At 40.8% G+C, this 22,415-nt stretch carries 21 protein-coding genes; 7 read left to right on the top strand and 14 right to left on the bottom strand.

Annotation, left to right across the window (positions count from 1 at the left end):
- Window positions 1–9: 9 nt before the first annotated feature.
- Window positions 10–141: a photosystem II reaction center protein PsbN gene (psbN, locus tag CRI9333_RS06135; protein WP_015202298.1), complete on the bottom strand. Its 132-nt coding sequence runs from the start codon at window positions 139–141 to the stop codon at window positions 10–12.
- A gap of 162 nt (window positions 142–303) precedes the next feature.
- Here psbN and psbH point away from each other — a divergent pair, with 162 nt between their 5' ends.
- The 3 genes from psbH to CRI9333_RS06120 all read left to right on the top strand — a co-directional run bounded on the left by psbH (window position 304) and on the right by CRI9333_RS06120 (window position 1,932).
- Window positions 304–507, top strand: coding sequence for a photosystem II reaction center phosphoprotein PsbH (gene psbH, locus CRI9333_RS06130; RefSeq protein ID WP_015202297.1), 204 nt, complete (start codon window positions 304–306; stop codon window positions 505–507).
- A gap of 271 nt (window positions 508–778) precedes the next feature.
- Entirely contained in the window at window positions 779–1,048 is a 270-nt protein-coding gene (locus tag CRI9333_RS06125) for a TatA/E family twin arginine-targeting protein translocase (protein WP_015202296.1), read from the top strand.
- Window positions 1,049–1,302: 254 nt separating this feature from the next.
- Window positions 1,303–1,932: a CPP1-like family protein gene (locus tag CRI9333_RS06120; RefSeq protein ID WP_015202295.1), complete on the top strand. Its 630-nt coding sequence runs from the start codon at window positions 1,303–1,305 to the stop codon at window positions 1,930–1,932.
- A gap of 408 nt (window positions 1,933–2,340) precedes the next feature.
- On the opposite strand, the gene patX is transcribed toward CRI9333_RS06120, so the two are convergent.
- The 4 genes from patX to CRI9333_RS06105 all read right to left on the bottom strand — a co-directional run bounded on the left by patX (window position 2,341) and on the right by CRI9333_RS06105 (window position 8,770).
- Entirely contained in the window at window positions 2,341–2,562 is a 222-nt protein-coding gene (gene patX / locus CRI9333_RS26615; protein ID WP_157462280.1) for a heterocyst-inhibiting protein PatX, read from the bottom strand.
- Window positions 2,563–2,656: 94 nt separating this feature from the next.
- Window positions 2,657–5,815 carry a family 10 glycosylhydrolase gene (locus CRI9333_RS06115; RefSeq protein ID WP_041225962.1) on the bottom strand — a complete coding sequence of 1,053 codons (3,159 nt, stop codon included), beginning with the start codon at window positions 5,813–5,815 and terminating at the stop codon, window positions 2,657–2,659.
- A gap of 442 nt (window positions 5,816–6,257) precedes the next feature.
- Window positions 6,258–7,700, bottom strand: coding sequence for a serine hydrolase (locus tag CRI9333_RS06110; RefSeq protein WP_157462279.1), 1,443 nt, complete (start codon window positions 7,698–7,700; stop codon window positions 6,258–6,260).
- A 242-nt stretch (window positions 7,701–7,942) separates the two neighbouring features.
- Window positions 7,943–8,770, bottom strand: a complete 828-nt coding sequence (locus tag CRI9333_RS06105) for an RNA methyltransferase (protein ID WP_015202292.1) — start codon at window positions 8,768–8,770, stop codon at window positions 7,943–7,945.
- A gap of 66 nt (window positions 8,771–8,836) precedes the next feature.
- On the opposite strand from CRI9333_RS06105, the gene CRI9333_RS25595 reads away from it, so the two are divergent.
- Together CRI9333_RS25595 and CRI9333_RS06100 are read left to right on the top strand one after the other, a co-directional pair.
- On the top strand, window positions 8,837–9,001 hold the full coding sequence (locus CRI9333_RS25595; protein ID WP_015202291.1) for a DUF2256 domain-containing protein: 165 nt from the start codon (window positions 8,837–8,839) through the stop codon (window positions 8,999–9,001).
- Window positions 9,002–9,072: 71 nt separating this feature from the next.
- The gene (locus tag CRI9333_RS06100; protein WP_015202290.1) at window positions 9,073–10,032 is read left to right on the top strand and encodes an isoaspartyl peptidase/L-asparaginase; all 960 of its coding nucleotides are present in this window, start codon (window positions 9,073–9,075) and stop codon (window positions 10,030–10,032) included.
- Window positions 10,033–10,115: 83 nt separating this feature from the next.
- Here CRI9333_RS06100 and CRI9333_RS06095 read toward each other — a convergent pair whose 3' ends face one another.
- From CRI9333_RS06095 to kdpA, 5 genes are all read right to left on the bottom strand, one after another.
- On the bottom strand, window positions 10,116–11,267 hold the full coding sequence (locus tag CRI9333_RS06095) for a sensor histidine kinase KdpD (protein WP_015202289.1): 1,152 nt from the start codon (window positions 11,265–11,267) through the stop codon (window positions 10,116–10,118).
- 115 nt (window positions 11,268–11,382) lie between these two features.
- On the bottom strand, window positions 11,383–11,985 hold the full coding sequence (gene kdpC / locus CRI9333_RS06090; protein ID WP_015202288.1) for a K(+)-transporting ATPase subunit C: 603 nt from the start codon (window positions 11,983–11,985) through the stop codon (window positions 11,383–11,385).
- Window positions 11,986–11,990: 5 nt separating this feature from the next.
- Window positions 11,991–12,326 (bottom strand): potassium-transporting ATPase subunit F, encoded by a 336-nt coding sequence (locus tag CRI9333_RS06085; RefSeq protein WP_015202287.1) that lies wholly within the window; start codon window positions 12,324–12,326, stop codon window positions 11,991–11,993.
- Window positions 12,327–12,343: 17 nt separating this feature from the next.
- The gene (kdpB, locus tag CRI9333_RS06080) at window positions 12,344–14,431 is read right to left on the bottom strand and encodes a potassium-transporting ATPase subunit KdpB (RefSeq protein WP_015202286.1); all 2,088 of its coding nucleotides are present in this window, start codon (window positions 14,429–14,431) and stop codon (window positions 12,344–12,346) included.
- Between the two features lie 186 nt (window positions 14,432–14,617).
- Complete coding sequence (gene kdpA / locus CRI9333_RS06075) at window positions 14,618–16,303, bottom strand: potassium-transporting ATPase subunit KdpA (protein WP_015202285.1); 1,686 nt, start codon at window positions 16,301–16,303, stop codon at window positions 14,618–14,620.
- Between the two features lie 374 nt (window positions 16,304–16,677).
- On the opposite strand from kdpA, the gene CRI9333_RS06070 reads away from it, so the two are divergent.
- Complete coding sequence (locus CRI9333_RS06070; RefSeq protein ID WP_015202284.1) at window positions 16,678–17,766, top strand: sensor histidine kinase; 1,089 nt, start codon at window positions 16,678–16,680, stop codon at window positions 17,764–17,766.
- Window positions 17,763–18,431: a response regulator gene (locus CRI9333_RS06065; protein WP_015202283.1), complete on the top strand. Its 669-nt coding sequence runs from the start codon at window positions 17,763–17,765 to the stop codon at window positions 18,429–18,431. The genes CRI9333_RS06070 and CRI9333_RS06065 overlap by 4 nt, the downstream gene beginning before the upstream one ends.
- A 4-nt stretch (window positions 18,432–18,435) precedes the next feature.
- Here the strand turns inward: CRI9333_RS06065 and CRI9333_RS06060 are convergent, their stop codons facing one another.
- From CRI9333_RS06060 to CRI9333_RS06045, 4 genes are all read right to left on the bottom strand, one after another.
- Window positions 18,436–18,765: a YnfA family protein gene (locus tag CRI9333_RS06060; RefSeq protein ID WP_015202282.1), complete on the bottom strand. Its 330-nt coding sequence runs from the start codon at window positions 18,763–18,765 to the stop codon at window positions 18,436–18,438.
- 7 nt (window positions 18,766–18,772) lie between these two features.
- Window positions 18,773–20,137 (bottom strand): bifunctional UDP-N-acetylglucosamine diphosphorylase/glucosamine-1-phosphate N-acetyltransferase GlmU, encoded by a 1,365-nt coding sequence (glmU, locus tag CRI9333_RS06055; RefSeq protein WP_015202281.1) that lies wholly within the window; start codon window positions 20,135–20,137, stop codon window positions 18,773–18,775.
- 190 nt (window positions 20,138–20,327) lie between these two features.
- Window positions 20,328–21,392 carry a response regulator gene (locus tag CRI9333_RS06050; protein ID WP_015202280.1) on the bottom strand — a complete coding sequence of 355 codons (1,065 nt, stop codon included), beginning with the start codon at window positions 21,390–21,392 and terminating at the stop codon, window positions 20,328–20,330.
- Between the two features lie 146 nt (window positions 21,393–21,538).
- A complete protein-coding gene (locus CRI9333_RS06045) occupies window positions 21,539–22,399 on the bottom strand; it encodes a tRNA (5-methylaminomethyl-2-thiouridine)(34)-methyltransferase MnmD (protein WP_015202279.1) in 861 nt (286 codons plus the stop codon).
- Window positions 22,400–22,415 lie beyond the last annotated feature (16 nt).

Raw genomic sequence — 22,415 nt, 5'->3', positions numbered from 1 at the left:
CGATCAGGTTTAATCTTCATGATCTTCATAGGGGTCGTCCAATTCTTTAGACGGTGGGCCAAAAGAAGTGTAAATTGAAAAAGCTGCGATCGCTACCAGTGCGCCGCCAAGGGAAATGCTAAGAACTGTTGCGGGTTCCATAGTTTGACTAAATTATGCGTCCTTTGATCATATAATCTTACCAAAGAAATGGGTTTAAAGCCCCGCCCTAGAAGGACGGCTGTTTGTTGAATTAGATCTACCTTCAGGGTATTATTTACGAAAGCAACAAAACTCTATCGCGCATTGCATCGTAGGTAACTCATGGCACAACGGACACGGTTGGGAGATATCCTCAAACCCTTAAACTCTGAATACGGCAAAGTTGCCCCAGGATGGGGTACTACGCCAGTTATGGGGACTTTTATGGTTTTATTTTTCGTGTTTTTACTGATTATTTTGCAAGTTTACAACTCCTCATTGATGATTGAGGGAGTTAACGTTGATTGGAACAGCTTCGGCGGCTAGTCGTTTGGAATCTACGCGCAACAATCACCTGCAATTACAGTGCAAAAAGCGTTAAGTAGCAGGAAACATCCGGTCAAAATTGACCTAATTAGTCGCGCCATCTGTAAAAAACTTCAAATTCCCCGTTTTGTCGGGGTTTTTTTATCATGCTTATACTTAAAGTGTAACTATAGCAGTAGCCGAATAGGTTAGGACATTTAATGGTTCTGAAACTTTGGCTTAAGAAGGCGCATGATTAAAGCTGACTGCTGCTCACTATAACAGGAGATATATGAATATTTTTGGAGTTGGTTTGCCAGAAATGGCAATTATTATGGTAATAGCTTTATTGGTATTTGGACCAAAGAAGTTACCAGAAATTGGTCGAAGTTTAGGAAAAGGAATTCGTGGGTTTCAGCAAGCTTCTAGCGATTTTGAAGCGGAATTTAAACGCGAGGCTGAACAAATTGAGCAAGCTGTTAATACCCCTGCTCAATTAGAATCTCAGGAAGTAGCAGCACATCAAGATAACAATGCTGCTAACACTGTTGAAAAAAGCTAGTAATTTTAATATTTGTCAGAGAAATACGGTAAGGTATTACCTTTACTAATCTTCTGACGCGGTTTGACGAATGTGTTGGATTTCAGAAAACTGTCCAATTATCAAGTTAAACTAGCTGTGAGGAGACTAGGTATTACCCCCAGTAAATGCTTGACTGGGTAGCGCCTCTATTCAGGATAGTCTGGGCGTAATTGGCGCAAAAGCAAGAACCAGTCTAAATTGCACCTAAATAGAGGAGATGGCGGAGGTTATGGATGAGTGAGCAAAATCCTTACGAACAATTAGGACTTAGCGAGGACGCTTCCTTTGATGAAATTCAGGAAGCGAAAAAGCGTCTAAGTGAGCAGTATAGTGGCGATCAACAGGTGGTAGAAGGTATCGAAGCTGCTTACGATGCTATTTTGATGGATAGGCTGAAGATGCGGCAGCAAGGGAAAATTAAGGTTCCAGAGGTGATTCGCTTTGCTGAAAGGCGATCAGAACCATCTCCCAATTTACAACCAACTCCTGTGAGTCGATCTGTCAACTGGCTACAGGGATTAGTTGATACTCCCAGTCGCTCAGATGTGATGTTGTCGTCTGCTGTATTCTTAGTACTGGCAAGTGTGATTGCTTTTCCAACTTTAGCAAGTAGTACTCTGTCTTTGATTATTGCTTTTGGGGTAGGGTTCAGTGTCTTTTTCCTCAATCGCAAAGAAGGTCGCCTTGGTCGTGCAGTGCTACTAACGCTGGTAGGATTGTGTGTAGGTATAGGATTAGGTACTCCACTGGCTAGTTGGCTAATAGGACAAGTAGACAGTTTAAGTTTAGTGATGACTGAGGAAAAAATTGCTACTTGGGTGACGTTTGTTATCCTGTGGCTAATTAGCAGTTTCTTACATTAACATTGGGCGTATTTAATCAACTGTTTGGTTGAGGTGATTAACAATAAAATTGGGTTCGGATCGCTTAAAGGTTGGGCGCGATCGCGAATCCTATATTAGCAACCTATCCGAAAAGTGGTTTGAAGAGATTTTTTACCACAGATCAACACAGATGGACACAGATAAATCTAAATAGATTTTTCGGATAGGCTCTAAGTGCCAATTTTATTGACACCATAATTTTTTGATGCTATATTTGATACCTTTTATTTATAAAAATTCTAATATTTGATTTTGGTGGTAATTGCGCGATCGCATATTTCACTCAAATATTACACCCTCAAGGATGGCGCACTGGCGGGCTTAATTCGATCTATTTTTAGCAGTTAAATTAATCAGAAGTACAAACCGCGCGAATAAAATTTGGTATTAGCTCAAAGTCGGTAGACCTGCTTTTGATGGATACAACTCTCTGCGCCCATTACCCCGATGGGGAGATTTCTCTTTTTGTTGAAGACTAGAAGAAGTTAAAGATTGCTGAAAATTTTTAGATGAAAGCAATTCGTTTGAGCTAGGAGAAATTGTCCCTGAAACCACGAACAGGGAGATGGAGATTAAGTTGAGAGCAATAAGCAGTGAAGAAAGACGCATAGTAGGTAGCCGTTTTACTATTCCTACTAACTTAAACAATGTAACTGAGGGGAAATCCGGATCAAATTTTAATTTGATTAGTAAATCACTTTGTTTAAGACCGCTTTAATCGCATTTTTTCCCCATAACCTAGCAAGTTTTCCAAAGTTACTAAACGATTTCTCCAAACTTGGACTTGATAAGGTTGTTGTGCAACTTGTAGCTCCATCCATTCTGGAAATTGAGATCGAAATGAAGCCAGCTTGGTTTTAGCTGAAGATAAGTTGTTGCTGGTAGGATTAATTGCTAGTTGATTGAGTGCTTGCTGAAGCTGATAAGATTGTTGACTCAACTGAGTAAATTCTGGTTGTTGAATTGCTATTTGCTTATTAGCTAATAGAAAATTCCATTCATATAGTAATGCTGCATAACGAATAGCGACGGCTTTGAAAGGCTCTCTGTAAGGAATTGGTTCTGGTGAGGTACGAGTAATTGAACCTTGGGTGCGGCTAAAAATTGTGTGCAAGCTATCGCTCAAATTCTCATAAGCAAATAAAGAATAACCATCTGTTGGTAAATCTCTTAACAACTGAATCTGATCTACTGCTACTATATCTGGCAAATTTAACAGCCTAATTCCTGGCAAAATTAAAGTAGAACCGAGTGATGCTGCATTTAATAAAGGAGAAGTAATCTGCTGTAGACGATTTGTATCTAAGGCATAAGTCATCGGTACTAATAAATCTATATCTCCTCGTTGCGCCCAAGATTCCCAATTCTGTTGGAGTTTTTCTGTACGTTCTTGTTTAGGAAATGGAAACACAGCAGCAGATATAATTAATCCCGGTCGTTTAGCACGCAAGCGACTGGAAACTGATGATACAAAGCTGTCAACTTGTCTGGTACGAAATTCCGTCCATTTTTGCCAAAGACTACGAAGTTGTTGGGAATTAACATTGCTTAAATCGGCAGACACCATCAAAAGTGGGTCTACTCCAGTTGACTTTTGAAACTGCTGACGTGCGGCTTTGCCGTAGCCGTAGGTAAGATTGGCGTTAGGGTCTTGGAAGGGATAACGAATATAGTCTAGCTGGATACCATCGACCTGATAATTGCTGGCAATTTCCTCAAACAAATTCATTAAATAACGGCGCACTTCAGGATTAGCTGGATCAAGAAAAACTTTTCCTGTAGGTGGCGCAAACATACGCCCCTGATTGTCGAACATTGCCCAATCTGGGTGGGCTGCTACTACTGGACCTGGATAGTTAGCAGGTAAGTTAACAAGGCTATTATGGAGTGTGTTACCAGCAGCAAATACCCATACCCAAGCGTGTAGTTCCATTCCCCGTTCGTGGGCTAACTTCACAGCAGCTTTTAGAGGGTCCCAACCGCGCACTAAGGGGTTTTGCTTTGGCGCAATTTTACTGGGATAAATAGTATAACCAGCATTAATGGTTTCAAAAAATACTGTATTAATCCCTGCGGCGGCTATTTGATCAAACATATTGGCTAAATCTTGTTCTGATTTAGCACTAACTATTGAACCACGATCTAACCAAATAGCTCTAATTTCAGCTTGGGAAATTTTGCTATTAATCGGATAGTTATCCCAAAGGAGTCGCCGCGTTTGAAACCACTGGCTTTTAGCTTCGCTATAGTTTTGTTCGGCAATCGACCGTACAAATGTTTCTAGACCAATTTTAGCTTGGGCTACTACTCTGTTTGCAGATTCAAATTCAGGGGTTGCGCCGAAAGAAGTGACTGTTTGTGATTTATCAGTTGCAAAACGTCTACTAATATTAGCTTGTGCGGTTAATACTGTACTTTCAAATCGACCGATCAGGTTTTCTAGTTCCTGACGCATAGCAGTTACTTGTTTAGCCATCAGGGGTTCAGTCCCAGGCTTAACTTCTAGCCCTGCTGGGGCTACTGGTGCATCGTCTACTTGTGCAAATCTATTAGGCGAGGGAGTAAAAGGTTTAGGACGTGGAGTGTAACCCGTTGTCCTTGGCTTAGGTTGAGGGAAGGAATTGCTGGTTTTTTTGGGTACTGGTAGGCGGGGAATAGAAGCTCGTGGGGCAGCAACTTTGATCGGATTTGGACGAGATGCGATCGCTCTTGTCGGCTTAGTTGTCCTAACTACTGAGGGACGGGGAATAGAAGCTCGTGGGACAGCAACTTTGATCGGATTAGGACGAGATGCGATCGCTCTTTTAGGATTAGTTGTCCTTGCTACTGGCGGACGGGCAGTGGAAGCTTTTGGGACAGCAATGTTGATCCGATTAGGACGAGATGCGATCGCGCCTGCTGGTCTAACAATTTCTGAATCAACAGCAGGTTTTGTATCGCTATTATTTAGGGAATTAGGATCTACTATTTGTTCTTGATTAGCTGGGGCTGTTAAGTTTTGGATTTGGCTACCATTTGGAACTTCTGACCATGTATTTAGTGGCGCAGAATTAGCCATATTATCAACAGCGTCATTCTGTCTTGGCACAGATACAGGTGATGAGTTGCTGTTAGTTACGGATGCAGGTGAGCAAGTGGGATCTAGTGCTGTTTCTACTGGTGTTTGAGTTAAGGAGTCTGCACTGATATAGCGACTAACAGCACCTTTTAGCCATGCCGTATCAAATTCTACTGAACTAACAGCATCAACGCCCCACCGCCATCCCAAAAAGATGGATTGTTCTGTAGTGACTACACCGACTGGATTATTGGCAGTATTCCATAAAGCTAAAGTTTGACTATTACTACCAACAGGAATTAGTACACCACCGCTAATAGGTTGAGATAGTGTGGCTGATGGTATCCATGTCGCGGTATTTTGGGTTTGTAAATTAGTAGGGGATGTTAATGGGTTTTGCCAGTAAGCGCCTAAGAGCGATCGCAAATTAGAATTTACTTGAGGTAAAGATAAGCTACCCACAGCCCCACTAGCAATTACCCTGCCTCCTTTAGCCATCCATTCTTGCAACGCTTTCACCTGTACAGGTGTTATTGTTGTTACATTGGGCAACAATATTACGTCTGTATTGTTTAAATCTGCGGCTGTTTTAACTTTAGAAAAATCATATATACAGTAAGATACCCCACTTGCCTGTAAGCGCGTCCTTATTCCCTGCCATGAAGTTTGATTTTCAGCACTTTTGACCACGCCTAAGACGGCTGTATTGGCAATAGCCGTTTTCCCGAATAACGCTAATTGTGCGAAAAATAGCATTATATATATCGAAGAAGAATAAATCTTATTAATCTTTTTTTGCTCCATAATTTTTGGGGTTAGAATTACGCGCTCTTTTATAGATAGTTGGTATAAATAACTAAATATATGAGTTTTTCTCTATATAAATTACGAGAATCGAAACCATAATTCAACCTGAATTAGCAAGTTTACTTAATTATAGTGACTCTTTAGTGTACCCATAATTTTGCATAAAAGTAACAACCCAGAGTTTGTAACAAAACTTAAGAATTTAAAAAGATAGTTGGGAAACTATCACTACATCTCAACTTAATTCATGGTATATCAGGCATAATCTTGATTACTCATCCGAGCGAAAAAGATTGTGATTCGCTCAGGAGGATTTTAGGTAAGGATTTTTTTGGAATTCCATACAAAATTATTAATAATTAAATTAGACAATAAGCAGGTAAAAAAAATAAAGTAAAACCCCCTCCCTGTTGAGACAGGAGGGGGAGGAGATGATGAGCTAATTGCTAGGAGCAGGATTTTCACCTGTAAAAGCTCTAGTCATTGAATTGGGCGTACTTTCAGGTATTGCGGGAGTAATAGGGCTAACTGCTGATTTGTCGAAGTATTGGTAAGTAAGGCGAGATATTTGCTGAATGAGTTTTCTAGCAGCTACATCATTGTGAGGACGTTGAACCATTACTGATGCAACATACCGCTTACCGATGGGCATATCAATCAAGCCGACATCGGCTAAGATAGAGCCAATATCGCCTGTTTTGTGGGCGATTGTAGCACCTTTACCTAATCCTGGTGGTAGTAGGGTCTTTGTGACGGTTTGGCGCATGATATCGAGTATACGATCGCGCGATCGCACTGAAACTAAACGACCTTCATTCACCATCACCATTACATTAGCTAATTCTTGAGGACTGGTGGAATTATTTCCTTCTAAATCTGGTAGTGGTTTGTTGATTGTTGTTGCTACTAAACCCCAAGAGCGAAATCGCTGATTTAAAGCTTCTGCACCGCCCAAACGGGTAATTAACATATTAGTCGCAGTATTATCACTAATCGCGATCATTTTAGTTGCTGTCTCTAAAGCAGTAAATTGTTTTCCTGCCTTTTGATATTGCATATCACCGGAACCTTTAGCTATCATTTCTGGTTCCATTGTTAACATTTCATCAAGACTAACTTTACCTGCATCAACATCTTGAAAAAAGGCAACTAATACTGGTACTTTAATTGTGCTGGCTGCGGAAAATGTAGAGCTACTATTGTAATCTAAGTAAGCACCTGTATCGAGATCAAGAACAAATACTCCAGCTTGCAATTTAGGATTGGCTGTGGCTAAAGCTTCTAGTTGGGGTTTGATGGCAACAATTTCTTGTCCCATCGCTACTGTGATCGTATTTTTCTTTTCCGCAGGCGTTGCTTCAACTGTGGAATTGGTATTAGCGGCTGCTTCGACTGAGTGCCGACTAGAAGAGTCCCAAATAGACAAAAAAGTACCTACAATTGCTCCGATACCTACACCTACGATCAGTAGGCGTGTGAGATACATCAGTGGTGATAAGGGACGCGGTTGCGATCGCCCTAATTTCCCCTTGGGCTGTCTTTGGTGATTTGTAGCTTTAGGGCGGGGATTTAAATCTAGAGGTTTTTTGCGCGGCGTTGTTGATCGGGCAGATAAAAATTTCAATAAGGAAGGTCGGCGCTTGGCTGTCTGTATTTTTTTTGTGTCAGTTAATCGCTGATTTAAGGATGTTGGCACGGTGCGTATTTTATCGCTGTTGTTAGTTTTTGCCTGTCTTGATACCGGAACTGCATACAGATTGCGGGAGCCTTGGTTAGTCGGAAATTGCCTGACTTGCTGCGGCGGCTGTAGCGTGGTAGGTGTTTTCGCAGGTTCCTGACGGCTGGCTTTTTTTGGTTGATCTCGTGGCTGTCTGCGACTCATATATAAGTTTCCCTTGCTTGAATTTGATGTTAGTTTCTCATTTGAGCTTGATATCAATAACAATTTTGATTTAGTTCCACGCTTCTGAGCCACTTTGACTTAACTCCTCAAGCAATTAACAATTAACAATGACTAATCACCAACTTGAATTTTAAGTTGAATTATGCCCATCTACGTTACTGCAAATTTATATAAAATTTAAGCAGAATGCCCGGAAATTGATTTTAGAAGCTATTGTGTTGCTATGGCTGAGTTGTATCAGGAGGCAAAAATGTGAGTTTCCATTCCATTTGGCTGAAAATACCTCGCAACATAGCAACTTCTGCGGTAGTGACACCAGCACGGTTAAAAATCCGCCGTAGTTTTTCCATACGACTAGCAGCCGTATGGGGATATAAATAACCTATATTTAATAAAACAGCTTCCATCTGCTGATAATACCCTTCTAAGTGATCTAAATCTGCGCGATCGCTTTCTTCATTTGTGTAAGATGCTGCTGTTGCTGAAGGCGACTTGGAAGCAGAAGAAGTTAAAACTTGATCCCCAGCTACTAATTGCTGATCCCTAGTTAATAATTGCTGCTGTACTTGGGTGAGTTCATAAGCGCAAATGCCAACTGACTGTGCCAAATTTAAAACAGGATATTCAGGGTTACTGGGAATGCGGAGAAAACGCTGGGCATAATTTAATTCAGTATTACTTAAACCTCGGTCTTCTGGTCCAAAAATTAATGCTGATTGTACTGGTGCTTCCAGTAACCAAGGTAAAACTGTTCTTGGAGTTTCTAGTGGTGTTTCGATCGCACGGGAACGAGCGGTAGTTGCGATCGCTCTTTGACAACCTTTTAATGCTTCAGGCATTGTTGCTACAATCTTGGCATTTTCTAAGATATCCACAGCATGGACAGCCATTTTACAGGCATCTTCTCCTAAGCGATCGCATTTTGGATTCACTAACACTAGCTGTTGTAGCCCCATGTTTTTGATCACACGCGCAATAGCACCGACATTTAAGCCTCCTGCTGGCTCCACTAATACAATTCGTACCCTAGCTAATGCCTGTTCATTCATCAAAATTTCTCACTCCTCACTTCTCACTTTTGTCTCCTTTCTCTGCCCCTCTGCCCCTCCCCCTTTATGCCAAGCCAACGCTCTAAATCGGATTTACCCACAAAAATTTGCCCTGTATGTCAGCGTCCCTTCACATGGCGTAAAAAGTGGGCAGATTGCTGGGATGATGTGAAATACTGCTCAGAACGTTGTCGTCGCCGTCGATCTGATATAGCGAGGAGGGAGGAGTAGAAAGTAATTTATTAATAGTGACGGAAATTTTCTCACGCATTCAACTCAAATAGTGGTTATTTATTAAAAATATGTCAGTTAATCAAATTCAACCTAAACTTATTATTCATGGTGGTGCTGGTAGTTCTCTTAAAGGTAAAGAGGGTATCGAAGCAGTCCGTAAATCACTCTACGCCATTGTAGAGGAAGTGTATGCACTGTTGATTGCAGGCGCAAGCGCACAGGCGGCTGTTGTTCATGGCTGTCATTTACTCGAAGACAACCCCCGTTTCAATGCTGGCACAGGTTCGGTGCTGCAATCAGATGGTCAAATTAGGATGAGCGCGGCGCTAATGGATGGTTCAAGTCAGCGTTTTAGTGGTGTGATCAATGTTTCTAAGGTACAACATCCGATTAAACTAGCTCAGTCTCTACAACAATTTCCAGATCGAGTGCTATCAGATTATGGATCAGCAGAATTGGCAAGGGAATTGCAAATTCCTCTATATAATCCTTTAACTACAATTCGCTTAAAAGAGTGGTTGCAAGAAAGAGACGAAAATTTTATTAAAGAAGCGGCTGGAGTTGTGGCGGAAAAAGAATTAGTAGTGCCAGAAAAAGCTGGAGTAGGTACTATTGGGGTTGTTGTTTTAGATAACCAAGGTGGAATAGCTGCTGGAACTTCCACTGGCGGTAAAGGTTTTGAGCGAATTGGGCGAGTTAGTGATTCTGCTATGCCTGCTGGTAATTATGCCACTGAATTTGCAGGTATTAGTTGTACTGGAATTGGGGAAGATATTATTGATGAGTGTTTAGCAGCACGAATTGTGGTGCGTGTAACTGATGGAATGTCACTACCTCAAGCTTTTGAGCGATCATTTACAGAATCGCAACAGCATAAAAGAGATTTAGGCGCAATTGGGATTGATGCTACAGGTGCGATCGCTTGGGGTAAAACTAGCGAGGTTCTCCTGGCTGCTTATCATACCGGAGAACAGATGGGAGACACCTTGGAATGGATGGATAATGCCTTGTTTGGATTTATTGTTTAAATCTGTATCTACTTGTAGCCTATCCGAACAGTGATGTTAAAATCTTTTAACCGCAGATAAATGCCGAGATTTTCTGTGATTAATTATTTTTCGGATAGGCTCTTAGAAACTGTTTTTTCACTTGCCATAATGTGCAAATCAATGTCTTTCAGATAACGCAGTAATTGATGGACAAAAGAACCTCGCCACAATAACTGCCACCTAGATTTTTGAGAGTGTCCGAGAACTACTTGGGTAATGCGATATTCTTGGGCTACTTCGGCGATTTTTTGAGGAACATCATGGCTGGTTGCTCGTAAAAATTCCCCACCAAATTCTCTTGTAAGCTTCTCACAAGTCTCTATGTGTAAGCTTTCTTCTTTAGTCAGAAATTTTTCTGGATGTGCCACAAATAAAACATAAAGACGCGCTCTCATATAATCTGCAATTCTTGCCCCTCGTCGCAACAACTGAACTGAGTTGGGATAAGTTGATACACATACCATCACTCGCTCGTGAACACTACAATATTTAGTTTTTGGCGTTGAGTTAATCGCATCTTCTTCCAGGTTGTCGGCTATTTCCCGTAATGCTAACTCCCGTAAGGCAATTAAGTTGCGCCGTTGGAAAAAGTTATCTAAAGATTGTTGAATTTTCTCTGGAGCGTAAATTTTACCTTCTCGCAGTCTTTCTTCTAGGGTTTCCGGTGTAACATCAATTACTACTACTTCATTGGCTTCATCAAGTATTCTGTCGGGGATGCGTTCTCGCACTACAACGCCTGTAATTCTGGCTACTAAGTCATTAAGGCTCTCTATATGCTGAATGTTTACTGTTGAGTAAACATCAATACCAGATTCCAAAATCACCTCAACATCTTGGTAACGCTTCTCTCGTGGAGAACCAGGGACGTTAGTATGAGCTAGTTCGTCTACTAAGATGAGTTGCGGCTGTCGCGCCAAAATAGCATCTGTATCCATCTCGGTAAGCGTTATATCGCCGCGCCCTATTTGTTGACGCGTTATTATTTCTAGTCCCTGACTCTTTTGTGCTGTTTCCTTACGTCCGTGAGTTTCTAGCAGCCCAATTACAACATCAATTCCTTCTTGTTTTAGTTGGTGGGCTTCTTCTAACATTCTGTAAGTTTTACCCACACCTGGAGCCATACCAATAAAGATTTTATGCTTGCCACGACGCGATCGCACTCTTGTAGAATCTAGTGATATCTCGTTGGCAATGTCTTTTTGGGTAATCATGGGTTAAAATTTTATCCGAAAAGTTGTTTTAAGAGATTTTTAACCACAGATGAACACAGATGAACACAGATAAATGCAGATATTTTCTGGGATTAATTATTGTGAAAGATAGGGTCTAAGTTGGAGGCTTTAAATTATCTAGGGCTAAATTTAATTTGAGGACGTTAACGCCAGGTTCGCCAAAAATTCCCAAAAATCTGCCTTCTGTGTATTTAGGAATCAATGCTTGAACCATATCTAAAGATAAGGAGCGATTCTGAGCTATTCTTTGTGTTTGGGAATATGCAGCTTCGACACTAATATGAGGATCTAGACCAGAACCAGAAGTATAAACTAAATCTGCTGTTGGCTGGATATTAGCTTGTTTTAGTCGGTCTATTTCTGGTTTAATGCGATCGTCAATTAAGGCTTTTTTGTTACTTGCAGCCAGGTTACTTGCACCGGATATTCCCGTTTTGAGTATGTTGTTTTTGTCATTTTTGGGATCTACTGTACTATAAGCAACGGTACTAGGACGACTCCAAAAATACTGATTTGATGTGAAAGGTTGACCAATCAAAGCAGAACCAATAACTTTGCCTTGGTTCTCAATTAAACTACCATTGGCTTGATAAGGAAATGCTACTTGCCCCACAACAATAATCAATAAAGGATATATTACTGCTGTGATTACCCACAGAACTAGAGTGATCCGAATTGCTTTAATAATTTCTCGCATTTTTGTTAAAAACGTTCTGGTTGAAAAATCACAACAAATAGATAAACAGAGAGTCCTAGAGTAGTTAAACCTAATACTCCCAGAGCATAAGCTTGAAAACGGGATACTTCTATACTCGTTGCTGCTTGTACAGCAGGAGCAATTAATAAATTCAAACACAACAGGAAAAAAAGTTGTATTGGCAATGGTCGCTTACGCCATTGTATTTGTAACCTCTTACCTAAAGCGATAAAATCTGATAATTCATCTGCGTTAATCTGCGTTAATCTGCGGTTAATCTGCGTTCTAAAAACCCCGTCAAACATTTTTCCCTTACCTTCTATCAAATCAAACTTATTCATATATTTCCGATCACTTCCTAAGCTAAACCTACACCAGCAATCAAAACATCAATTAACTTAATCGCAATAAATGGTGCAATCACTCCTCCCAGTCCATAAATTAGGATGTTACGCTGCAACAGTTGGTTAGCAGTTAATGGTCGAAACTTTACACCTTTGAGAGCCAAAGGTATTAATGCTGGAATAATCAAAGCATTATAAATCAGAGCAGATAAAATTGCAGATTGGGCGCTGGCTAGACCCATAATGTTGAGCTTACCAATCCCTGCTGAGGCAAATATCGCTGGAATAATGGCGAAATATTTGGCAATATCATTGGATAATGAAAATGTAGTTAATGCCCCGCGAGTAATTAATAGCTGTTTGCCAATTGTTACTAAGTCAATTAACTTAGTAGGGTCTGAATCTAAATCCACCATATTTGCAGCTTCTTTTGCTGCTTGAGTACCAGAGTTCATTGCTACACCGACATTCGCTTGCGCTAATGCTGGGGCATCATTAGTACCATCCCCAGTCATTGCTACGAGTTTGCCTTTAGCTTGTTCTTGTTGAATAACTGCAATTTTGTCTTCTGGAGTTGCTTCCGCAATAAAGTCATCTACTCCTGCTTCAGAGGCAATTACAGAAGCGGTAATGCGGTTGTCTCCTGTGAGCATAACAGTACGGACACCCATACGGCGTAGCTGATCGAAGCGTTCTTTAATACCAGGTTTGATCACATCTTTAAGATAGATAATCCCGTAGATTTCGCTATCTTGGCAAACAGCTAGAGGAGTGCCACCCAAACGGGAAACTCGTTCATAAGCTGTGTCTAATTCGGGTGTTAACTGTCCATTTCTAGAACGCACAAATCCCTTAACTGCGTCTACTGCACCTTTGCGTACCTGACTACCATCGTCTAAGTTTGTACCACTCATGCGCGTCCTCGCAGAAAATTCAATTGCTTCTGCTTGAGAACGGTCAAAATTTACTTTAGCTCCCAACTTCTCGGCTAATCTGACAATAGACTTGCCCTCTGGCGTATCATCAAATACACTCGCTGCCAAAGCTACATTAGCTATATCTTCAATTGAGTGACTATTGACGGGGAGAAATTCTTCTGCCAAACGGTTTCCCAGGGTAATTGTCCCCGTTTTGTCCAAAATCAAGGTATTCACATCACCGCAAGCTTCTACTGCCCGTCCAGAGGTGGCTACGACGTTAAATTGAGCTACCCTGTCCATACCAGCAATGCCAATTGCACTCAGTAAGCCGCCAATTGTTGTAGGAATCAATGCTACTAATAGAGCAATCAATATGGCTACGCTGACTGGCGTACCCACATAATTAGCGATCGCAGGCAGTGTTGCGACTACAATTAGAAAAACTTGACTCAAAACTGCTAATAACACAGTCAGAGCGATTTCATTAGGTGTTTTACTACGTTCTGCGCCCTCTACTAAAGCAATCATTCTGTCTAAAAAGCCCTTACCTGGATCAGAAGTTACCCGAATTAGCAATTCATCTGAGAGAATCCGCGTCCCCCCAGTTACAGAACTTGCCATATCCGAACCTGGTTCTTTAAGAACTGGTGCTGATTCGCCAGTAATTGCCGATTCATCTACAGATGCAGTACCGCCAATAACTTCTCCATCAGCCGGAATCATATCTCCTGCTACAACTTTAATTTGATCGCCTTTACGCAATGAAGTAGAACTTACTTCCTGGGTTGAATTATCTGGTAAAACTTTCTTAGCAGTAGTTTCAGATTTAGTAGAACGCAGCGCATCAGCTTGTGCTTTACCTCGCCCTTCTGCTACCGCCTCGGCAAAGTTAGCAAATAAAAGGGTAAAGAATAAAATTATGGTAATCAAACCATTAAATAGCCGTTGATTTTCTCCTGGAACTGTGCCAAATAAATTGGGGTCAAATGTCAATAGTGCGGTGATAATAGTTCCTACCCAAACCAGAAACATCACTGGATTTTTGAGCATGATTCGGGGATTGAGTTTCACAAAAGCATCTTTGATAGCTCTTTGATAAAGCCCTTTATTACTTGCTTTTGGAGTATGTTTACGTTCAGCACGAGTTTTACCAGATTGACTAGGTTTTATAGGTGATTCCATTAGTAATGTGTATTATTGATTAGAAAAAAACTCGGATTGAAAACTTACTGATAAACCTCTGATATCAAGCAATAAAATCTTGCTAACATCTGCGTTTATCTGTGTTTATCTGCTTATGCGCTACGCGCAGGCTTCGCCAACATCTGCGTTCTAAAAAAATATTGAATTTACCAAAAATTCTCCTAACTAAAATTGAAAAGCTTCCGCGATCGCACCCAATGCTAAAACCGGAAAAAATGTCAACGCCCCCAAGATTAAAATCACTCCTGCTGTCACACTTGTAAATAAAGTAGTATCAGTTCTTAGTGTTCCTGTAGTTTCCGGTACTGGTTGCTTATTCGCCATACTATCGGCTAACAAAAGCAGAGCAATAATTGGAATGTAACGCCCTCCTAATAAACTGATACAAGTACTAAGATTCCACCATAAAGCTGTGGATGCAGGTTGGCTATCTGCTAATCCTTCCAAACCTGAACCATTGTTAGCAGCAGCAGAGGTATATTCGTAAACAACTTGCGATATCCCGTGAAAACCTGGGTTACTAATCCCAGCGAGGGTATCAGGAAAAGCTAGAGCGATCGCACTGGGAATTAATACTAAAATTGGGTGAACAAGTAAAATAACACTCGCTAAAACAATTTCCCGCTTTTCAACTTTACGCCCTAAAAATTCTGGAGTACGTCCTACCATCAACCCAGTTAAAAACACTGTTAAAATTAGGTAGATAAATAAGTAAGCTGTTCCTGTTCCTTGACCTCCCCAAATAATTTGTAAAAACATATTAAATAAGGTAGAAAATCCACCAACAGGCATTAAAGAATCGTGCATTCCGTTAACAGCACCACACATAGTTGCTGTCGTAGTAACTGCCCAAAGTGCTGTTTGCGCCCAACCAAATCTAACTTCTTTACCTTCTAAATTTGGTTGCTGTTCTCCTAAAAGTTGATTGACTAAAGGGTTGCCTTGATATTCACCAATTGCTGTAATTCCAATCAAAGTTACAAAAATAGTAAATACCATCCAGAAAAGTAACCACCCCTGCTTTTTATTACCTGCAATTATCCCATAGGTATAAATTAAGCTGGCTGGAATGGCAACCATCGCCAATGTTTCTATTAAGTTAGAAATACTGTTGGGATTTTCAAACGGATGGGCGGAGTTAATTGCAAAAAAGCCGCCGCCATTTTCTCCCAATTGTTTGATAATTTCAAAATGGGCAACTGTACCACGTGCGATCGCTTGTGTAGACCCCTCTAAAGTGGTAGCAATTGCAGTTCCAGCTAAGGTTTCGGGAACACCTAAAATCACTAAAACTACTGCCCCCACAACCGAAATTGGTAATAAAATGCGGGTGATAGATTTAGTTAAATCTACATAAAAATTACCTAAAGATCTGCCACTTAAACCGCGAATAAATGCAATACCTACAGCTAAACCTGTTGCTGCTGAGGTAAACATTAAAAACCCCAGTGCTAAAATCTGGGAAGCATAAGATAATGTGGTTTCGCTAGAATAATGTTGTTGGTCAGTATTAGTTAAAAAAGAAAGAGTCGTGTGTAGTGCTGTATCCCATGTTGGCGAACTTAAACCCGTAGGATTTAATGGAAGTATTCCCTGAAGCATCAAGATTAAATAAACAAAAATGCCCATAACTAAGTTGCTATAAAGCACTGCACGAGCATACTGCCAACCAGTCATACTTTCTGTACGCAATCCCCCTAGTTTGTAGATCATGCTATCTACAGGGTTGATCACTGAGTCAAGAAAGGTTTTTTCTCCTAGAAAAATATGAGCAATGTAGCTGCCGAAAGGACGAACAATAGCAATTAATATCAGTAGTGTCAGGACAATTTGAAGTAATCCTTGTAACATAATTAAGTTGATAATTTTATTGATTTAAGATGCTTGCTGACTATGGAATCAGCAAAAAGATTTAACCTTTGATATTTCTATACAGCTAGGTTGGCTTAAACTTGATTTACTATAAATAAAGTAGCGAAAATAAAAATATTTGGAAATATGTTTTTAAATATATTGTTTTGATTTAAAAGCATATATCTAGAGATATAGATTCACCTAAACGCTAAAGTTAGTTTAGGTTATAAGGAGGTAATAAGTGGGTGGGCATAAATAAACGTATATTGATTTCCCCAATCACCAGTCCCCAGTCCCCAGTCCCAGCCATCACAGGTAACGTTTAATTTCACCCACATACTTAGTTATTAACTGTTCAAACAGATATATCAATGAAAAATCAGCATTTAAATCCACAGTGGTTAATTGCTATTTTATTTGCTGTAGTTATGGTGCTAGATTTATCTACTACTGCGGACTATGTATTTGGCTACTGTTACACCGGAGCAATTTTACTAGCTAACTCGCACTTGAGCAGGTTAGCAACAATCCGAGTAACAATAATGGCATCAGTGTTAACGCTGTTAAATTTTTTTTTGCCTGGAGGAGAAATTATTCACACAGCAGCGATCGCAAATCGGGTAATTGTTGTCTTCGCCTTAATTGTGACTGGCTGGTTAAGTGAGCGCAACCGCCGTTACCAAGAAGCGATCGCAACTCAACAGGCGCAATTGCAATCTCAACAGCAATTGGCGAGTATGCGTGAGGACTTCATCTCTACCTTGACTCACGATCTCAAAACCCCCCTAATAGGAGCAATTGAAACCCTAAAATCCTTTCAAACCGGACAATTTGGCAATGTGACATCTGCTCAACAAAAAGTTTTGCAGATGATGGAACGCTCTCACCGCACTACATTACAATTAGTGGAAACAGTACTAGATATTTATCGCAACGATCTATCGGGACTGAAGCTTCAGTGTCAAGTGGTAAATTTAGCAGTAATTGCCTCTGAAGTAATTGCTACATTAAGAGATTTAGCAGCGACCCGACGGGTGTATATTGATTTAAGTTATGGAGAATCTGATTTTCGCCGTTCCTTGTGGGTGAATGGCGATGAACTGCAACTGCAACGAGTATTTACCAATTTACTCACAAATGCTGTTAATCATTCCCCGCGTGGGGGTCGAGTAGAAGTATTACTAGAATCTTATTCGGTATATCATATCGTCAAGTTTCTAGATAGTGGACAAGGAATTACTGAGGAGGAACTTCCCCACTTGTTTGAACGGTTTTATCAGGGAAATAGCGATCGCCAAGCCAAGGGTTCTGGACTGGGATTATATTTAAGTCGCCAAATTATTACCGCTCACGGTGGCACAATTTGGGCAGAAAATAGATCGCCCAAGGGAGCATTATTTGCCTTTAGACTGTTAGCTTCCCCACCTCCATTACTTGAAAGTTATAAGGAAATAAGTTGAAAACCCTGCGGATCTTACTGGTTGAAGATGATGAACTCTTTCGCTTGGGTTTGTCAATTAAATTACAACAACAGCCAGATTTGCAAGTAGTAGCAGAGGCGGAAGATGGCGAGACAGCAATAGAATTAGCAAAACGCTATGTACTAGATATTATTTTGCTGGATGTGGGACTCCCTGGAGTTGGTGGTGTAGAAACTTGTCGTTTACTCAAGCAGCAGCATCCAAATTTACCAATTTTGGTGCTAACTTCTCGTTCTGAAACACCTTTAATTGGGAGAATGATTGAAGCTAATGCCCAAGGTTACTGTTTAAAAGGAATTGATGCAGAGGCTTTAATTTTAGCAATTCGTTCTGTAGCTGCGGGTGCATCATGGTGGGATAAAGCTGCAACTGCGGAAATACGAGCGGCTTTTATTGATACTCCATCGACACATACTCTAGAGGTAATAGAAAATCCCCTGACGAAGCGAGAACAGGAAATTTTAGCGTTGGTTGCAGAAGGTAAGAGTAATCAAGAGATTGCAGAACTGTTATATATTACTGCTGGCACAGTCAGAGTTCATGTCCATGCGATTTTGCAGAAATTAGAAGTGCGCGATCGCACTCAAGCTGCGGTTAAAGCAATTCAAAAGGGATTGATTACGAAAGAACTATTAAAACAGTAATAAATTAACTTCTTCTCGAATACATAATGATCAACACACCAATCAAAGCGATCGCACCACCCAAAAGATCAAATTTATCTGGCGGTGTGCGATCAACCTGCCATCCCCAAAGTAAAGAAAGCACAATAAATACACCGCCATAAGCGGCATAAACTCTACCAAAATTGGCAGGTTGCAGGGTAGGAATAATTCCATAACATATCAGGGCAATTGCGCCTAAAACAGCTAACCATAAGCTCTGATTTTCCCGCAACCATAGCCAAATCAAGTAGCCTCCGCCTATTTCGCACAATCCGGCTAATACAAAATAGAGCAGAGACTTGACAATTAGCATTTTATTACTACTTTTTTTCAGGTGTAGAGTTCAAACGCCAACCTGGTTTTACAACTTGACGCGCCCTAGCAATTACTAAGCAATCATTCGGTACATCTTCTGTGACTACCGAACCAGCCGCAACTGTGACATCTTGCCCTAAAGTTAGGGGTGCGACTAAGACGCTATTAGAACCTGTTTTGCTGCCACTGCCAATATTTGTAGGATGCTTGTTAACGCCGTCGTAGTTGGCTGTAATAGTACCAGCACCAATATTAACGCGATCGCCTAAAGTGGCATTTCCCAAATAAGACAAGTGAGCAATATTAGTGCGATCGCCAATTTTAGTACTTTTCAATTCCACAAAATTGCCGATGCGACAAGCTGAACCAACCTCTACATGATCGCGCAAATGTGTATATGGACCAATCCGACTACCTGCACCAATCACACTATCTGTAACGACAGAATACAATACCTTACTATTTTCCCCAATTTGGCTATCTTCAATCAAACTTCCAGGACCAATCCGACTACCTGCACCAATCAAGGTTTTTCCGCGCAGATGAGTTTGCGGTTCAATAATTACATCTGTTTGTAATTCAACTGTGTCATCTATCGTGATACTGGCTGGGTCAACTAAAGTCACACCAGCAGCCATCCAAGCATCCTTAACTCGTTCTTGCAAAATCTCGTAAGCTGATGCTAGTTGTTTGCGATCATTAATGCCGAGAATTTCTTGGTAGTCCTCCACATCTACTGCCATCACCGGATCGAGGAATTTCACCGCATCAGTTAGATAATATTCTTGTTGATCATTATCTGTTTGTAGCTGTGGCAGCACTTTTGCTAGCTGCGACCAATTAAAACAATAAACACCAGCATTCACTCGGCGATTTTGCCTTTGTGCTGATGTGCAGTCGCGGTCTTCGACAATTTGTTGAACAAGATTTTGACCGTTACAGATTACACGCCCGTATCCTTTAGGATTTGGCAGATGCGCCGTTAGCAGAGTGGCAGCATTTTGATGTTGTTGATGAGTTTGCAACAGTTGTTGCAGGGTTTCAGGACGTAATAAGGGGACATCGCCATTTAATACCAGCAGATCACCCGTAAAATCTTGCAAGTAAGGCAACACTTGTTGTACAGCATGACCCGTGCCTAGTTGCTGGGTTTGTTCGACAAACTCTAAACCAGAAATAGATTGTAAAGCATCTTGAACTTGTTGACCTTGATAGCCGACAATGACCAGCCGCCGCGAGGGTTGAATCTCAGAAAGGCTGTGCAGCACTCGTTCAACCAGCGATCGCCCTCCCAAAGAGTGTATTACTTTGGGCAGGTCAGATTTCATCCGCGTCCCGCGTCCAGCCGCTAAAATTGCTACCGCTACCATGAGATTTTTAATGATCAGGTTATGTGATGACTAATCAATTATCAATTATCAATTAACAATTATCAATTATTAGTTCAAGAATGTTACCCATCAATTAACAATTCTCAGTTCAAGGAGGCTACCCTTAACTGTAAAAAAAACAACAAAAATTTTCTTATTTAAAGCCCAGAATTTACTTGAGGGAGAATTGTTAATTGTTAATTGTTAATTGATTATCTGGTGTTTCTGCTACTTGATTAGAAAGGATAAATTTACTAAATTGCTCTATTAATTCAGGATTACGCCAACCTTTGGCTGTTTCCTCCTGCATAATTTCTAAAGCTACTGTTGGTGTAAAGGCTTTTTTATAAGGACGTTCACTGGTCAAAGCGTCATATATATCAAGAACTTGAAATACTTGGGCTAGATAAGGAATTTCATTAGCAGCTAAACCATTGGGATAACCTGTACCGTCCCAGCGTTCATGGTGATAACGAATAATTGGCAGTACGCCTTTGAATGTCCGCATCGGCTGGCAAATCTGCTCACCGATGATTACGTGCTGCTTCATAATTACCCACTCTTCAGCCGTCAGTTTACCCGCTTTTAACAGCACTACATCGGGAATACCAATTTTGCCAATATCATGCAGATATCCGCCCCACATTAAATCGCGAATTTCATTGCGCGAAAGGTTGATAAATTCACCAAATGCTTGAGCCATGTTTACGAGTCGTTGACAGTGATCGCCCGTGTCAGGATCACGACTTTCAGCTATGCGGGCAACTGAGAACAATACTTGTTCAGCATGGTCTAAGTCTTCATTGAGACGTTTTTGATGCACTAAGGACTTAACACGCGCAGAAAGTTCTAGGCGATCAAAAGGTTTGCTTAAAAAATCATCTCCGCCAGCTTCAATTCCCATTATGCGCGATCGCCGATCATTCAGGGCTGTGATGAAAATAACTGGTATTAGGCGAGTGTGGTCATCTTGTTTCAATCGCCGACACACTTCATAACCATCCATCCCTGGCATCATTACATCGAGCAAAATCAAATCTGGTTTGGCTACAACCACCTTCTCAAGTGCGGCTTCACCACCATCTGCCTCAAATACTTCATAACCTTCTACAGTTAATAGTGCCACCGCCGTCATCCGACTTGATGGATGATCGTCAACAACCAAAACTTTAGGTTTATCAGTATCAGATAAGTTCACGGAAGAACACCTTTTTGGACTTGGGGAAACCGCAGAAGCACCTATTAAATTCAGCATGACCTACCGCAGGAATTTTCTTTCAGTATCCTAGATAACCCTTACTGCTGAAATCAGGTTTTATACTGATCTTTGCTGAAATTAAACGCTAACTTTTTCACATTTACAATTCTTAATATCTAATTTGGATAATTTTTGCTGATTACTTACGTTGGAAACCTAGTTAACCAGCGTCTTTTCCAGTGAGAAGTAGGTTCTAGCAAACTTGCTTGTTGTTCTATTTTACGTCTATGTAATATTACTGTAGCGGGATCGCAAAGTTGAGGATCGCGGTAGGGAATAGCCGCACGGGTTTGTAAATGCTCTTGTTCTTGGAGAGAAATTGGTTTCTCTAATTCCGTAAAACTTGCAATAGTTCCAGGCGATCGCCTACCTACGGGATCAGAAGAAAAAATGTTTAATCCTACTTCCATCATCGCAGTCCGCACAGCAGCAGAGCATGAATATGTAGCAATTATACCCATTTGAGCGCAGCAACTAGCTAATAACCCCATAAATTCTACTGTCCATAGCCCAGGACAAGTAGGCGGAGAAAAGGGATCAAGAAAAATCGCATCTGCTTTAAAACCCAAGTTTGAACAATACTGAAGTGTTTTTCTAGCATCACCGATCAGCAATTGAGCGTGTATTTGGTTGGTTTCGATGTGATAATTGTTAGCTAGTTGAGTAAGAATTTGGGGAATAGGATCATACCAGTTACTCAGAAGATGATGCGCGATCGCAGCTTTTGGGACAGTTGAATCTAATTCTAAACCCACCCACTCCACACGACAATTAGGATTTACTTCCCAAATTGTTGCTAATGCTGCTGCTGTATTATAACCCAATCCATAACAAACATCTAATATTTTGATACTCGGCTGTTGAGCTTTTTGTCTAATTTGAGTAGGCTCAACAAACTTAAACTGAGCTTCTTGAATTGCTCCATGACGACTATGAAAATCTTGCCCAAATTCACTTGAAAAAAAAGTAAAAGAGCCGTCTGCTGTTCGTTGTGGTGTAAACAAATTACTTCCTTTTAAA

This window comes from Crinalium epipsammum PCC 9333 (assembly GCF_000317495.1).
Classification (GTDB): domain Bacteria; phylum Cyanobacteriota; class Cyanobacteriia; order Cyanobacteriales; family PCC-9333; genus Crinalium; species Crinalium epipsammum.
The sequence above is the reverse complement of the archived record's forward strand: the minus strand, read 5'-3'. Positions and strand labels throughout refer to the sequence as shown.